General features: G+C 39.4%; 13 protein-coding genes. 5 read left to right on the top strand and 8 right to left on the bottom strand.

The window, feature by feature from the left end; all coding sequences use genetic code 11:
- Positions 1-118: 118 nt before the first annotated feature.
- Complete coding sequence (htpG, locus tag PUND_RS08410) at positions 119-2,032, top strand: molecular chaperone HtpG (protein ID WP_010388593.1); 1,914 nt, start codon at positions 119-121, stop codon at positions 2,030-2,032.
- Positions 2,033-2,364: 332 nt separating this feature from the next.
- Positions 2,365-3,009: an adenylate kinase gene (gene adk, locus PUND_RS08415; RefSeq protein ID WP_008468042.1), complete on the top strand. Its 645-nt coding sequence runs from the start codon at positions 2,365-2,367 to the stop codon at positions 3,007-3,009.
- Positions 3,010-3,078: 69 nt separating this feature from the next.
- On the opposite strand, the gene tpx is transcribed toward adk, so the two are convergent.
- Positions 3,079-3,660 (bottom strand): thiol peroxidase, encoded by a 582-nt coding sequence (tpx, locus tag PUND_RS08420; RefSeq protein WP_010388596.1) that lies wholly within the window; start codon positions 3,658-3,660, stop codon positions 3,079-3,081.
- A 219-nt stretch (positions 3,661-3,879) separates the two neighbouring features.
- Between tpx and PUND_RS08425 the strand changes: the two genes are divergently transcribed.
- Together PUND_RS08425 and PUND_RS08430 are read left to right on the top strand one after the other, a co-directional pair.
- Positions 3,880-4,884, top strand: coding sequence for a response regulator (locus PUND_RS08425; RefSeq protein ID WP_010388597.1), 1,005 nt, complete (start codon positions 3,880-3,882; stop codon positions 4,882-4,884).
- Positions 4,885-4,890: 6 nt separating this feature from the next.
- The gene (locus tag PUND_RS08430) at positions 4,891-5,862 is read left to right on the top strand and encodes a sensor domain-containing diguanylate cyclase (RefSeq protein ID WP_010388598.1); all 972 of its coding nucleotides are present in this window, start codon (positions 4,891-4,893) and stop codon (positions 5,860-5,862) included.
- A 10-nt stretch (positions 5,863-5,872) separates the two neighbouring features.
- Here the strand turns inward: PUND_RS08430 and PUND_RS08435 are convergent, their stop codons facing one another.
- From PUND_RS08435 to PUND_RS08455, 5 genes are all read right to left on the bottom strand, one after another.
- The gene (locus tag PUND_RS08435; RefSeq protein ID WP_010388599.1) at positions 5,873-6,148 is read right to left on the bottom strand and encodes a universal stress protein; all 276 of its coding nucleotides are present in this window, start codon (positions 6,146-6,148) and stop codon (positions 5,873-5,875) included.
- Positions 6,149-6,226: 78 nt separating this feature from the next.
- Positions 6,227-7,741: a SpoVR family protein gene (locus tag PUND_RS08440; protein ID WP_010388600.1), complete on the bottom strand. Its 1,515-nt coding sequence runs from the start codon at positions 7,739-7,741 to the stop codon at positions 6,227-6,229.
- A gap of 18 nt (positions 7,742-7,759) precedes the next feature.
- Positions 7,760-9,043, bottom strand: coding sequence for a YeaH/YhbH family protein (locus PUND_RS08445; RefSeq protein ID WP_010388601.1), 1,284 nt, complete (start codon positions 9,041-9,043; stop codon positions 7,760-7,762).
- Between the two features lie 31 nt (positions 9,044-9,074).
- The gene (locus PUND_RS08450; RefSeq protein ID WP_010388602.1) at positions 9,075-10,997 is read right to left on the bottom strand and encodes a PrkA family serine protein kinase; all 1,923 of its coding nucleotides are present in this window, start codon (positions 10,995-10,997) and stop codon (positions 9,075-9,077) included.
- Between the two features lie 208 nt (positions 10,998-11,205).
- Positions 11,206-11,787, bottom strand: coding sequence for a superoxide dismutase (locus PUND_RS08455; RefSeq protein ID WP_010388603.1), 582 nt, complete (start codon positions 11,785-11,787; stop codon positions 11,206-11,208).
- Positions 11,788-12,051: 264 nt separating this feature from the next.
- On the opposite strand from PUND_RS08455, the gene PUND_RS08460 reads away from it, so the two are divergent.
- Positions 12,052-12,390 carry a Grx4 family monothiol glutaredoxin gene (locus PUND_RS08460; protein WP_008113155.1) on the top strand — a complete coding sequence of 113 codons (339 nt, stop codon included), beginning with the start codon at positions 12,052-12,054 and terminating at the stop codon, positions 12,388-12,390.
- A 197-nt stretch (positions 12,391-12,587) separates the two neighbouring features.
- On the opposite strand, the gene PUND_RS08465 is transcribed toward PUND_RS08460, so the two are convergent.
- Positions 12,588-13,892 carry a sensor histidine kinase gene (locus PUND_RS08465; protein WP_010388605.1) on the bottom strand — a complete coding sequence of 435 codons (1,305 nt, stop codon included), beginning with the start codon at positions 13,890-13,892 and terminating at the stop codon, positions 12,588-12,590.
- Entirely contained in the window at positions 13,892-15,220 is a 1,329-nt protein-coding gene (locus PUND_RS08470; protein ID WP_010388607.1) for a sigma-54-dependent transcriptional regulator, read from the bottom strand. The genes PUND_RS08465 and PUND_RS08470 overlap by 1 nt, the downstream gene beginning before the upstream one ends.
- Positions 15,221-15,272 lie beyond the last annotated feature (52 nt).

The raw sequence follows: 15,272 nt of genomic DNA on the forward strand, positions 1-15,272 counted from the left end.
GATTAAGCCCTTTAAAGTGTCTTTGAATGGGGTTTTTTATTTTTTTTACTTGAACTTCTCACGGCTCACCCCATATTAAGTGCATAACGCAGACACTTTGCAAATTGGAGATACATAAATGACTGCAGCACAAAAAGAAACATTAGGCTTTCAAACAGAAGTAAAACAACTATTAAACTTAATGATTCACTCGCTTTATTCAAATAAAGAAATCTTTTTACGCGAGCTTGTATCAAATGCATCTGACGCCGCCGATAAACTACGCTTTTTAGCCCTTTCAAACGGTGACCTTTATCAAGGTGATGCAGATTTACGCGTACGTATAAGCGCAGATAAAGACGCTAACACAGTGACCATTTCTGATAATGGTATTGGTATGACGCGTGATGAAGTGATCAGCTCATTAGGCACCATTGCTAAGTCGGGTACGGCTGAATTTTTCAAAAACTTAACGGGCGATCAAAGTAAAGATTCACAGCTTATTGGTCAATTTGGTGTTGGTTTTTACTCAGCATTTATTGTTGCTGATGAAGTGACTGTTCGTACTCGTAAAGCAGGAGAGACAACAGCGGTTGAATGGCAGTCAAAAGGTGAAGGCGAGTACACGCTACAAGAAATCGAAAAAGAAGGCCGTGGTACAGATATTATTTTACATCTTCGTGAAGAAGAAAATGAATATGCAGATGAATGGCGTCTTCGCAGTATCGTAACTAAATACTCTGATCATATTTCTACATCAGTACAAATGTACAAGGCAGAAGTACCTGAGTCTGAAGGTGAAGATGGTGAAAAAATTCCGGCTGTTCCAGGTGAGTGGGAAAGCATTAACCGTGCAACTGCATTATGGACACGTGACAAATCAGAAATCTCTGAGGACGAATACAAAGAGTTTTATAAGCATGTAAGCCACGACTGGGAAGATCCGCTTAGCTGGGGACATAATAAAGTTGAAGGTAAAACTGAATACACCAGTTTGTTATACATTCCAAAAAAAGCACCTTTTGATTTATGGAATCGTGAGCGCCAAAGTGGTTTAAAACTTTATGTTCAACGCGTGTTTATTATGGATGACGCTGAACAGTTTATGCCAAGCTACTTACGTTTTGTTAAAGGCTTATTAGACTCAAACGATTTACCACTAAACGTATCGCGTGAAATTTTACAAGACAACAAAGTTACCCAAGCTATTCGTAAGGGGTGTACGTCGCGTATTATTAAAATGCTTGAGCGTATGGCTAAAAACAAAGCCGATGATTACCAAACATTTTGGAATGAATTTGGTCAGGTAATGAAAGAAGGGCCTGCAGAAGATGCGGCCAACAAAGAAAGCATTGCTAAATTATTACGCTTTTCATCAACGCACACCGACTCAGAAACTCAAGATGTTTCACTTGAGCAATACATTGAGCGCATGAAGGACAGCCAAGATAAAATTTACTATGTGGTTGCTGACTCATTTATTGCTGCTAAAAATTCACCACACTTAGAAATCTTCCGTAAAAAAGGCATTGAAGTGTTATTGCTAAGCGATCGTGTAGATGAGTGGATGATGAGCCATTTAACGGAATTTGGCGAAAAGCAATTTCAGTCAATTACCCGCGGTGATCTAGATTTAGGTAAGCTAGATGACGAAGAAACTAAAAAAGCACAAGAAGAGTCTGAAAAAGAAGTTGCAGGCTTGGTTGAGCGTATCAAAACTGCATTAGGAGATGATGTTAAAGATGTACGCTTCACTCATCGCTTAACTGACTCACCAGCATGTGTAGTGAGCGATGACAACGACATGAGCTCGCAAATGCAAAAGCTTATGGAGTCAGTAGGTCAAGCTGTTCCTGAGGCTAAGCCTGTGTTTGAATTAAATCCAGAGCACCAACTGGTTAAGCATTTAAATGATGAGCAAGACGAAGATAAGTTTGCACAGTGGTCACATGTACTACTAGACCAAGCTTTGCTTGCAGAGCGCGGTACGCTTAAAGATCCAACTGGATTTGTAACTCGCTTAAATAAACTTATGCTTGATTTAAGCAAATAAGTATAAAAATCAATGATTGAGTAAAAAGGGAACGTCTGTTCCCTTTTTTTATGCCCTGCTCGAAGGGTTCTGCCTAAGGGCGATTTACTCTTTGTTGCTTACATGGATGTAGGCAGGGGGGGGTGAGCAGAACGCGGAAGCTTTACTCGGTTTTTACTTAGCCCAGTAGGTGACAACCCCCGCGCCGCGATTAAATTCTCCCTAGTTTGAACAAATATTAATCCGCAAAGGTCAACAGACCCTAGACAATTAGTATAAGTTACTTGAGTATCTGTAGCGCTTATGGAAGAATTCAGACTTTAAAATAAACTCTCATATTAGGGGACAATGATATGCGCATTATTCTTTTGGGCGCGCCGGGTGCAGGTAAAGGTACTCAAGCTCAGTTTTTAATGGATAGATACGGTATTCCACAAATTTCTACCGGTGATATGCTACGAGCTGCAATTAAAGAGGGCACACCACTTGGCCTAGAAGCAAAAAAAGTAATGGACGCAGGTCAGCTTATTTCTGACGATATTATTATTGGCCTTGTTAAAGAGCGTATTGCCAAGCCAGATTGTGAAAAAGGCTTCTTACTAGATGGTTTCCCACGCACAATTCCACAAGCTGATGCAATGAAAGAAAATGGCGTAGTGGTTGATCACGTTATTGAATTTGATGTTGCTGATGAAGTTATCGTTGAGCGTATGGGCGGACGTCGTGTTCATCCTGGCTCTGGCCGTGTTTACCATGTTGTTTACAATCCTCCAAAAGAGGAAGGTAAAGACAACGAAACAGGTGAAGAACTAATTATTCGTGCAGATGATACCGAAGAGACAGTTCGTAAACGCTTAGGTATTTACCATGAGCAAACAATGCCATTGGTTGACTACTACCAAGCAGAAGCTAAAGCGGGTAATACTCAGTACCATAAATTAGATGGTACCCAAGCGGTTGAAGCAGTAAGCAAGCAACTAGCTGAGCTACTAGGTTAATTTTTTAACCACACAGCAAAATAAAAAAACCGCTTTTATAGCGGTTTTTTATTTCCTGAAATTCGACCTTTAAAGCATTTTAAGCTTTTCAATGACGCTATCATATTCAGGCTCGGTTGATAAACTACTAACTAATTGCTTATAAATAACCTTATGGCTCTTATCAAGAATAAAAACAGAGCGGGTAAGTAATCCCATATCTTTAATGATTAAGCCATACTGTTGACCAAAATCACGCCATACAGAATCAGAAAGCGTCGTTACTTTATCGATATTTTCGGCCTTACAAAAACGCTTTTGCGCAAATGGTAAATCGGCACTAATAGTGAGCATGGCCACGCCTGGAAATTGTTGGGCGACTTTTTCATTAAAGTGCTTAGTTTGTAAGCTACAAATACCGGTATCTAAGCTCGGAACAACACTAATTAATACAGCTTGGCCTCTATAGTCTTCTAACGTAACAGCAGTGAAACTGTCATTAACTACTTTAAAGTTAGGGGCATCTTCACCAACTTTAAGGCCTTTCCCTAATAAGGTAACTGGCTTACCTTGTGCAGTTACTTTTCCTGCATCGAGTGTGTTTTCGGGTAAATCTGCGGCAAAACTGGCACAGCAAAATAGGCTTAATGCAAAAGCTAATGTACGACGCATGGAGTTTTTTCCTTTTAAATTAACGCAATAGTTGTGAGTGTATTATAATGTAGATAAGTAACCAAGCAGAAAAATCCACAGCTTTATTTTTGCCTAAAATTGAAAATAAGTAATACATTGATTACTATGTATGTATAAGAAATAGGTATTATTTTTTATGTATCCGTGGCTTGTTCTACACGCTTAAAATTACACCCAGTTTTAAAATAGTGAGATTGTATGTCAACATCGGTTTTAATATGTGATGATTCAAAATTAGCACGACGCCAGTTGGCTCGTTCCTTACCCGATGATTGGGATATTAAAATTGAATTTGCATGTGACGGTGTAGACTGCATAAAACAAATAAGCAAAGCCCAACCAGAAATTCTTTTCCTTGATTTAAATATGCCAGAGATGGACGGCTATGGTGTGTTGGCAGCAATGAAAGATCAGGGACTAGACGTGCTCACTGTGGTGGTATCGGGCGATATTCAACCAAGCGCACATCAACGTGTACTTGAACTTGGCGCCATAGACTTTATTCAAAAACCATGTTCCCCTGAAAAGCTCGCTGCCATTATAGAGCACCATGGCATAAGAGATAGAGCACTGCGTGAACGTTTGTCCCACACTTTAGGTGAACAAGTTGACCCTGATGTTCGTGATATATACCAAGAGCTGACTAATGTTGCTATGGGCCAAGCAGGGGATCTACTTGCACGACTGCTTAATGTATTTGTTAAGCTACCCATTCCTAATGTTAATGTTTTAGAGGTCAGTGAGCTTAATATGGCGCTAAGCTCTGTTGATACCAATGACACTACGTCGGGTATTTGCCAAGGTTTTATTGGTGGCGGGGTATCTGGTGAGGCGTTATTACTTTTAAATGATTCTAGTTTTAAAGAAATAGCCTCATTAATGAATTACGAAGGTGAATTAAACGACAAGGTTGAGTTAGAGTTGCTAATGGATGTAAGTAACATTTTAATTGGCGCTATATTAACAGGCTTATCAAAGCAGCTCGACATGACCTTTAGTCAAGGCCATCCCATTGTATTGGGCCAGCACCGTGATGTTTCTGAGCTTGTTCAGTCTAATAAGTCGCGTTGGCAACGGACACTTGCCATAGAAATTAGTTACGGTATTGAAAATCATGATATTAGTTGTGATTTAATGTTGCTCTTTACTGAAGATTCACTTAAAACTTTGAAATATAAAGTTGCTTATCTACTGGAAGATTAAATATTTATGCCAGCTGATTTAGATTTAAATGAAATCCATTGGTTAATGGACATGTTTAATACTGTTGATGTAGGCCTTGTGGTGCTTGATAGAGACTACAAGGTGTGCGTTTGGAATGGCTTTATGGAAAACCATTCTGGGCTGTTACCGAGTGCAGTAAAAGATAAAGACTTGTTTGATCTATTTCCAGCCATAGATGAAAAATGGTTTAGAAGTAAAGCAGAGTCAGTGTTTGTATTAAAAAATCGCTCATTTACTATTTGGGAACAGCAGCCGTATATTTTTCGTTTTAAAAATTATCGACCGATTACAGGTAAAGCGGATTATATGTATCAAAACGCCACGTTTATTCCACTTACGAATGTACGAGGGGAAGTAGAGCATATTTGTATTATTATCTACGATGTAACGGATATTGCAGTTAATAAAAAAGAGCTTGAAGAGTTAAACAAAAAATTAGAGCAAGTAAGTCAAACTGACAGCCTTACCCAGCTTGCAAACCGAGGACATTGGGAGCATTTGTTACATCAAGAATTTTTACGTACTAAGCGCAGTGAAGGTTGCTGCTCGTTATTAATTTTTGATATTGATCACTTTAAAAAGGTAAACGATGACTTTGGTCATAGTGCGGGAGATGAAGCACTTCGTCATATAGCGAGTTTACTTAAAACTGCATTGCGTGAAACTGATATTGCTGGGCGATACGGCGGTGAAGAGTTTGTTGTTACTTTATTAGATACCGATAAACAAGGGGCTATCGTATTTGCTGAGCGCTTACGCCAATTAATCGAAACCTCACCAGCGAAATACAAAGAGCACACTATGCATATGGCCATTAGTGTGGGTATTGCCTGCTTTGACAACGAATTTAAAGATCATGAGCGTTGGATTGAAGCTGCCGATAAAGCACTTTACCATTCAAAAGAAACCGGTCGAAATAAAGTGTCGGTATATGCTGATATAAAAAATGATGCGTAAGCATCATTTTTTAATTGGGAGGTAAAATAAGTAATTCAGTTTTGAGTAAACGCATTATTTTTTCTGCAGTATTACCAATGAGCTTAGCTTTAATCCCTACATTTCCTACAGAGCCTATAATCACTAAATCAGCATTAAGCTTAGCCGCTAAGCTTGAGATCACCTGCTCGGGTAATCCCGCTTTAATATGAAGCTTATCGCGTAAGTTATTATCAGTTATAAGGGCCTGCTGCGATTGTGGTCGTTTCTCAAACGCATTAACGAGTTGTTCCTCAGAAAAAACCAAGCCTAAATCTCTTAATATTGGAGAAATATAGACAGTATAACCTGCATAAAACTCACAATTGGTTCGCTATGCATATTTTTACTCTGTTATATGGCGTGAGTCATCGCTTGGGCATTGACCAATGGTTGAAATATCACCAGAATTTGACTCCTGTTCAAGTTTTACCTTAAAGCCCCATAGTCTGTAAAGGTGTTTTAATACCTCCTCATGGGAGTTGGCCAGTGGAATGGCGTTGTGAGGGATATATCGCAGGGTTAATGAGCGATCGCCACGCAAGTCTACATCGTAAACTTGTATGTTAGGTTCATGATTACTAAGGTTATATTGTGCAGAAAGTGCCTCTCTAACCGCTTTGTAGCCATTATCGTCATGAATAGCGCCTATTTCTAAATGTGGGTTGTTAGCATGGTCTACTATAGTGAACAATTTAAAGTCTCTGATCAGTTTTGGCGATAAAAATTGGCTAATAAAACTTTCATCTTTAAAGTTTTGCATTGCAAAGTGAAGAGTTTCAAGCCAGTCACTACCAGCATGTTCAGGAAACCAGCGTTTATCTTCTTCTGTCGGTTTTTCACAAATTCGGCGTATATCTACCATCATATTAAAACCCAGCGCATAGGGGTTAATACCTGAGTAATAATCGCTATTATAAGGGGGTTGATATACAACATTTGTATGGCTTTGTAAAAACTCTAACATAAATGAGTCGGTTAGTTTTCCCTCATCATATAAGTGGTTCAAAATAGTGTAGTGCCAAAAAGTGGCCCAACCTTCATTCATAACCTGTGTTTGTTTTTGCGGATAAAAGTACTGCGATATTTTTCGCACAATACGTACGATTTCTCGTTGCCATGGCTCAAGTAAAGGAGCATTTTTTTCAATAAAATACAGAATGTTTTCCTGTGGCTCTTGCGGAAAGTGGCGCTCACTTTTTTTTGATTCTTGCTGCTGAGAGGGAATGGTACGCCATAGTTCATTAACTTGTGATTGTAAGTACTCAGCCCGTTCTTGCTGGCGTTTTTGTTCTTCAAATAACGAAATACGCTGCGGACGTTTATACCTGTCAACACCATAACTCATTAACGCATGGCAAGAGTCGAGTATGCTTTCTACTTCAGAAATACCGTATTTCTCTTCACAGCGGCTAATATAATTTTTAGCAAACAATAAATAGTCAATTATAGAACCGGCATCAGTCCATGTTTTAAATAAATAATTCCCCTTAAAAAAAGAGTTATGCCCGTAACACGCATGTGCCATAACCAATGCCTGCATCGGCAGCGTATTTTCTTCCATTAAATAAGCTATACATGGATTGGAGTTAATCACAATTTCATATGCAAGGCCCATTTGACCTCGTTTATAATTTTGTTCTGTTTGGATAAACTTTTTACCGTAAGACCAGTGAGTATAGCCAATAGGCATGCCTACACTGGAGTAAGCATCCATCATTTGCTCAGCAGTAATCACTTCAATTTGGTTAGGGTATGTGTCTAGTTTATAATGCTCAGCAACACGTGCAATTTCATCTTGATATTGCTGAAGTAACTCAAAGGTCCAATCGGGCCCATCACTGATTCGCTCGTTATTCATATTGCTACCTCGCTTTGACTATGCAGCCCCTTGCTGTTGACGGCCTTTTTTAAATAGCTCCCTAAATATAGGGTAAATGTCTTCAACACCTTGAATATGTTGGATGGCAAAATTACTGTGAGTTTGGCTTATGCTTTGGTACTCGCGCCATAAACTTTGGTGGGCGCGGGTAGTAATTTCTATATAGGCAAAATATCGCACTGCGCTTAACAGTTTGTTACGTAAAATATGCCCACATTGCGGGGTATCATCTGCCCAGTTATCACCATCAGAGGCTTGTGCTGCGTATATATTCCATTCATCAGCATTATAGCGCTCTGCTATTATTTCATTCATCAGCTTAAGCGCACTTGAAACGATAGTACCGCCCGTTTCTTGGGAGTAAAAAAACTCTTGTTCATCAACTTCTTTAGCTTGAGTATGATGACGAATATACACAACCTCAATGTCTTTATAGCTGCGAGTTAAAAACTGATAAAGCAAAATATAAAAGCGTTTTGCCATGTCTTTGGTGGCTTGATCCATTGAACCGGATACATCCATAATACAAAACATTACTGCTTTGCTGGTTGGGTGTGGTTGTTTATTATAGTTACGAAAACGCAAATCGTAGTTATCAATAAAGGGTACCGATTTAATTTGCTGCTTTAGAATGTCGATTTCTTGTTGCAACAATGTCACAGCGGCTTTGTCGCAGTGTGGTTGTTCAAGCAGTAGTGCTAATTGCCCCTCAAGTTCACTAAGGCGGCGCTTTTTTCCTGCGGTCATTGCAATTCTACGAGCTAAAGAGCCTTGTAATGAACGCACTACGTCAATATTACTGGGCATACCGTCGCTGCAAAACCCAGCGCGATGGGTTTTCATTTGTACGAGCTTATCGAGCTGATTTTCTTGTAAATTAGGGAGTTCTAAATCTTCAAATAACAAATCAAGATATTCGTCTTTAGAAATTGAGAAAACAAAATCATCTTGGCCTTCGCCAGAATCACTCGCTTCACCTTCGCCCGCGCCACCGCCTTGTCCACCTTTAGGTCGCTCAATTTTATCACCAGTAGAGAACTGATCGTTCCCTGGATGTATTTGCTCTCTATTACCGCCTCTACCTTGATGAAAAGTAGGTTCACTAATATCACGCTGTGGAATAGATATACTCTCCCCAGAGCTAGAGTCGGTGACGCTGCGTTTATTTATCGCATCAGACACCGCTTCTTTTATCTGCTTTTTATAACGCCTAATAAAACGCTGGCGGTTAACTGTGCTTTTGTTTTTGCCATTTAAACGCCTGTCGATAAAATGCGCCATAATGACCTCCTAAAAACTGCAATTATGAAGGTTATTGCGATTTTCTAACCCGTAAATACCACTCAGATAGCAAGCGCACTTGTTTTTGCGTGTAGCCTTTTTCAACCATACGGTTAACAAAGTCCTCATGCTTTTGCTGATCCTCAGCTGATGTTTTAGCATTGAATGAAATGACAGGGAGTAAGTCTTCGGTGTTTGAGAACATTTTTTTCTCAATAACAGTGCGTAGTTTCTCATAACTCGTCCATAGCGGATTCTTACCATTATTGTGAGCGCGAGCACGTAGTACAAAGTTAACAATTTCATTTCTGAAATCTTTAGGATTTGAAATACCTGCCGGTTTCTCAATTTTTTCGAGCTCAGCATTAAGCGCATCACGGTCAAACAATTGCCCTGTATCAGGGTCGCGATATTCTTGATCTTGAATCCAAAAATCAGCATAAATAACGTAGCGGTCAAAAATATTTTGTCCGTATTCCGAGTACGATTCTAGATAGGCGGTTTGCAGCTCTTTACCTATAAACTCAACATATTGTGGAATTAAATAGCCTTTTAAAAAGCTTAAATAACGCTCTTCAACCTCGGCACTAAATTGTTCTCGTTCAATTTGTTGCTCAAGTACATAAAACAAATGTACTGGGTTGGCGGCCACTTCGGTGGTATCAAAGTTGAATACGCGAGATAAAATTTTAAACGCAAAACGAGTTGAAAGACCGTTCATGCCCTCATCGACACCAGCGTAATCACGATATTCTTGGTATGACTTAGCTTTCGGATCGGTATCTTTGAGTGTTTCACCATCGTAGACCCGCATTTTTGAGTAAATGCTAGAGTTTTCTGGCTCTTTTAAGCGCGAGAGAGTGGTAAATTGAGCTAAAATTTTAAGTGTTCCTGGCGCACATGGAGCATTATAAAGCTCACTGTGTTCAATCAGCTTATCGTAAATTTTAATCTCCTCGGTCACTCTTAAGCAATACGGGACTTTAACAATATAAACACGGTCTAAAAAAGCTTCGTTGTTTTTATTGTTTTTAAAGGTTTGCCATTCTGACTCGTTGGAGTGGGCGAGTATCATGCCATTAAATGGCAGGGCGCTTATGCCTTCTGTGCCGTTATAGTTGCCTTCTTGTGTGGCTGTTAAAAGCGGGTGTAGCACTTTTATCGGTGCTTTGAACATTTCCACAAACTCCATTAAGCCTTGGTTAGCTAAACATAATGCGCCTGAATAAGCGTACGCATCAGGATCATTTTGCGCAAAGTGTTCAAGCTGGCGGATATCTACTTTACCTACAAGAGCCGAAATATCTTGGTTGTTTTCATCGCCGGGCTCTGTTTTAGCAATCGCTACTTGATTTAAAATTGATGGGAAGCGTTTAACCACTCTAAATTGGCTAATATCACCATTAAATTCTTGTAAGCGTTTTGCGGCCCATGGCGACATCACTGTTTTAAGGTAGCGTGACTTAATTCCATATTCTTTTTCGAGCAGGTTTGCATCTTCAATGGGGTCAAATAATGCCAGCGGATGGTCATTAACTGGTGAGCCTTTAATGGAGTAGATAGGTACTTGTTGCATTAAATACTTTAATTTTTCGGCAATTGATGACTTACCACCACCCACAGGGCCGAGTAAATAAAGTACTTGTTTACACTCCTCTAAGCCTTGTGCTGCATGTTTTAGATAAGACACAATTTGTTCAATAGCGTCTTCCATGCCATAAAAGTCAGCAAATGCTGGGTAACGTGCAACAACACGATTTGAAAATAAGCGACTTAGGCGAGTATCGGTAGCAGTATCTACCATTTTAGGCTCGCCAATGGCCATCAGTAACCTTTCAGGTGCACTGGCATAAGCAGACTTATCGGTTTTACAAATTTCGAGGAATTCAGCAACACTGTACTCTTCTTCTTGTGTTGATTCATAACGTGCTTGGTAGTGATCAAAAATAGTCATAATGACCTCCGAAACCTACTTTGAAGATGTATTCACTATCTAAAGTCTAGTCACGAATTTCATTTTTTGTGCAATAAAATTAAAAATTTATATGAAAAATGATCAAGATGCGCTTTTATAAAACAACCTACGTATAAACGCAATTAATGCAAATTGTAGGCATAAAAAAAGACGCCTAAGCGTCTTTTTAAAACTAGTATTAAACTAATTATGCGAAGTTAGCGTTCGCGAATTCCCAGTTAACTAGTGACCAGAAACCTTTAAGGTAATCTGGACGCACGTTACGGTAATCAATGTAGTATGCGTGTTCCCATAAATCCACTGTTAGGATTGGAGTAACACCTGCATCTGTTAGTGGTGTAGCAGCGTTAGATGTATTAACGATGTCTAGTGAACCATCAGCCAGTTTAACTAACCAAGTCCAGCTTGAACCAAAGTTATTTACTGCTTTATCATTTAACGCGTCTTTAAATGCGTCAAATGAGCCCCATTTGGCGTTAATTGCATCAGCAATTGCACCTGTTGGAGCGCCACCGCCATTTGGAGATAGGCTGTTCCAGTAGAAAGTGTGGTTCCAAATTTGAGCAGCGTTATTAAATACACCGCCTTCTGAAGAACATACGATTTCTTCAAGTGACTTACCTTCAAACTCAGTGCCTGGGATTAAACCGTTAAGTTTAGTCACATAAGTGTTGTGGTGTTTACCATGGTGAAACTCTAGCGTTTCTTGTGAAATATGTGGCTCAAGTGCATCAATTGCATACGGTAGTGACGGTAGTTCAAATGCCATTTTTTATCTCCATCTTCTTTTGGTTGATAGTCTATTTAGTAATACGTAATGCCTGCGCAAACAGGGCACTTATCTATACCAAACAGGAATATAGTGTTACTATAATTGTTGAGTATTTTACTCAAGTTTTAGCAAACAGCAATGCTCTTGCTAAAGCTATTTAAGATTGAGGCTTTAATTGCCTATTTTAATCTATATATCTGAGGCCACAGTGAAACTTTTTCAAGGCCTAATGTGTTCGCTATCGTCATTTTGAGGTTGTAAATGGAAACCATCGATAAAATTAAACAGCAAATTGCTGAAAACCCAATCATCTTATACATGAAAGGATCACCAAAACTGCCTAATTGTGGTTTTTCTTCACAAGCATCACAAGCGTTAATGTCGTGTGGTGAACCGTTTGCTTATGTAGATATTTTACTTAATCCAGACATTCGTGCAGAGCTTCCTGCGTATGCTAACTGGCCTACTTTCCCACAACTTTGGGTTGAAGGTGAGTTAATTGGTGGCTGTGACATTATCATTGAAATGTTTCAACGTGGTGAATTACAACCACTGATCACTGAAACAGCTGCAAAGCATAAACCTGCAGACGCTGAATAAGCGTTTAGGTAAAAAAAAGCTGCAATTTGCAGCTTTTTTATGTCTATAAATTATTTACTCTTGTTGCTTATACGCTAAAAGTAAGGAGTGAGAAGGCAGCTTTACTCGTTTTTACGTAGCTTACAAAGCCGCAAACTTCAGAGCGCGATTGAATCGCCCCTAAATTGAGCAAGTTTTCATTCTTAAATAAGCAGTTATCAGGGTAAACTTACAAAAACACTGATCCCGCCGATTTCACGATTATGCAGGCTAATTTGCCCATGATGGGCTTCAACAATTTCTCGGCACAGTGCCAACCCTAATCCACTTCCAGCTGCCTTGGTAGAATAAAAAGGGATAAGCGCACTGGCCATAACCGTTTCACTCATGCCTTTTCCTTGATCGCTCACATTAATATGAGTGCCGAGGTTATCTTGTGTTATTTTTAAACTAATATGCTCTGCTAGCGACTCTGATTCATGTGCGTTTTTCAACAGGTTAATGAGCAATTGTTCTATTTGGGTTTGATCGGCTCGTGTGATGATATCTTTTTGAAGGTCGAAATTAAATTGCCATTGGCTTTGTAATTGATCGAGTAATGAATGCCAATCAACCGTTGTTATTTTAGGTGGTGGTAGTTTAGCAAACTTTCCATAGCCTTGAACGAACTCGTTTAAATGCTTTATTCGCTCTTCAATGGTAGTGAAAACGCGTTGTAAACGAGGTTCATCCACTTTTTGCGTTAACAGCTGTGCACTATGTAACATGGATGACATAGGACCTAGTGAGTTATTGAGTTCATGGCTAATGATCCTAATAACCTTTTTCCAAACTTCAACTTCTTGGCGGCTCAATTCGCGGGTCAGCTGTTTAAATACAAACAACCTGTGGTGTTGGTTGTTAAGCAATAAGCGACCCATTGAAAGGTGCCATGTTTGCGGTTCTTGTTCTGCTTTATCGAGAATAAATAAACCATCTACGCCTTTATTAACGGCATTAATTATTTGCTGTGGGGCTTTAGACAATAATGGTGAGATTTTCTCGCCTTCAAGGGCTGTACTTGCATTAAAAAAATCTCTCGCACTATGGTTACTATAAACAATAAAATCATTGTCATTTATCAATAATACAGCTTGAGGGGCGTTTTGTAATACCTTATCAAGCATCAACTCTCGTTGGTAAACCCATTGCTTTTCTTGTCTTAATTGCTTTGCAGTTTGATTGTAAAGCTGACACAAATGACCTAATTCATCATTATGGTTATAGGCCAGTAAAGTCGATAGTTCCCCATCTTTAAAATTTAATAAGCCAGTTTCTAATGAAGTAATACCTTGGACCAGTTTACCGCTGAGTCGATGAGCCAATAAGCTACTTAGAGTGGCTGTGAAAATAACACTTACTGTTGTTTTTATAGCGTCAACACCCAGCAGCCAACAACAGATAAAAACAGGGATCACAGAGGAAAATACACATACTAAAATCACTTTAGAAGTTAAAGAGAAGCGGTATCTTGATTTTTTCATCAGTAGGCAATCTCAAACTTATCAAGACGACGGTAGAGTGCTTGTCGGCTGAGTCCAAACTCACGTGCTACTTTGGCAATCACCCCTTTATGTAAACGCATGGCATCCTCAATTTGTTGTTTGTTAGGCTCTACTTTTTGAGTGTGTGTTTGAGGCGTAATAGGAGTTAAACCAAAGTCGTCGATGCTTATCTCACCGCTGGGTTTGAGCACACTGACACGTTTACATGCATTTTCAAGTTCACGAACATTACCGGGCCATGAATGGGCTAAAAGTAGGTTTTCGCATTGTAAGTCCAGCTCACGTTCTACTAAAAAATGACGAATAAGAGGAAGTATGTCATCCGGTCGCTGATTAAGACTTGGCAGGTTAAGTTCAATTACATTTAAGCGGTAGTATAAGTCTTCTCTAAACAGCCCTTTGCTGATTGCATCTGTTAGGTTTTCATTGGTCGCTGATATTACACGGACATTAACTTTTCGGGTCTGGGTTGAACCTAAGCGCTCGAATTCTCCCGTTTGTAAAATCCGTAGGAGCTTCATTTGTCCTGATAAAGGGAGATTACCTATTTCATCTAAAAATAATGTGCCACCATCAGCCGCTTCAAATCGACCAATCCTTTGTTTTGTGATCCCTGTAAAAGCACCTGCTTCTGCACCAAATAATTCTGCTTCTATTAGTTGATGGGGAAGGGCACCTGCATTGACCGTAATAAACGCAGCATTTTGGCGAGGTGAGTTTGCTTGAATAATTTGTGCTATGCGCTCTTTACCACTGCCATTTGGGCCTGTTATTAATACAGAGACATCAGATTTGGCGACTTGTAATGCCATTTTAACTAATTGCTCCATGGCCGTACTGCGATAAATTAAACCTACTAAATTAGCATTTTCTATAGATGCCTCACGCTCTTGCTGGTGGCGCAATAAGGTTTGATTTTGTTTTTTTGTCTTTCCTAGTTCAATTAGGTTATTAACACAGGTAAGAAGCTTGGCATCATCCCATGGTTTTGGTAAATAATCAGCCGCACCGGCTTTGACAAGTTCAACGGCTGTTTCAAGCTCGGTCCATGCAGTGATCAGAATAATGGGCAGATGGGGATTTAGCTCTCTAAGTTGATAAAAGAGTAACTTTCCCTCTTCTCCTGAAGTTGTGTCGTTACTAAAGTTCATATCTTGAAGTACAAGTGCAATACGCTGGTATTGCACAATTTGAATAGCTTCAAATGGGCTATTTGCAGTAACCACTTTATAGTCGTGAATCTCTAGCAATAATGACAGAGCATCTAAAATTGCAGGATTATCATCAACGATAAGTATTTTTTCCATGTTAATTTAATCGCTGTTTATTATTATTTAAATATTGAAAATGCTACACCGC

Source organism: Pseudoalteromonas undina, assembly GCF_000238275.3.
GTDB classification, from domain to species: Bacteria; Pseudomonadota; Gammaproteobacteria; order Enterobacterales; family Alteromonadaceae; genus Pseudoalteromonas; species Pseudoalteromonas undina.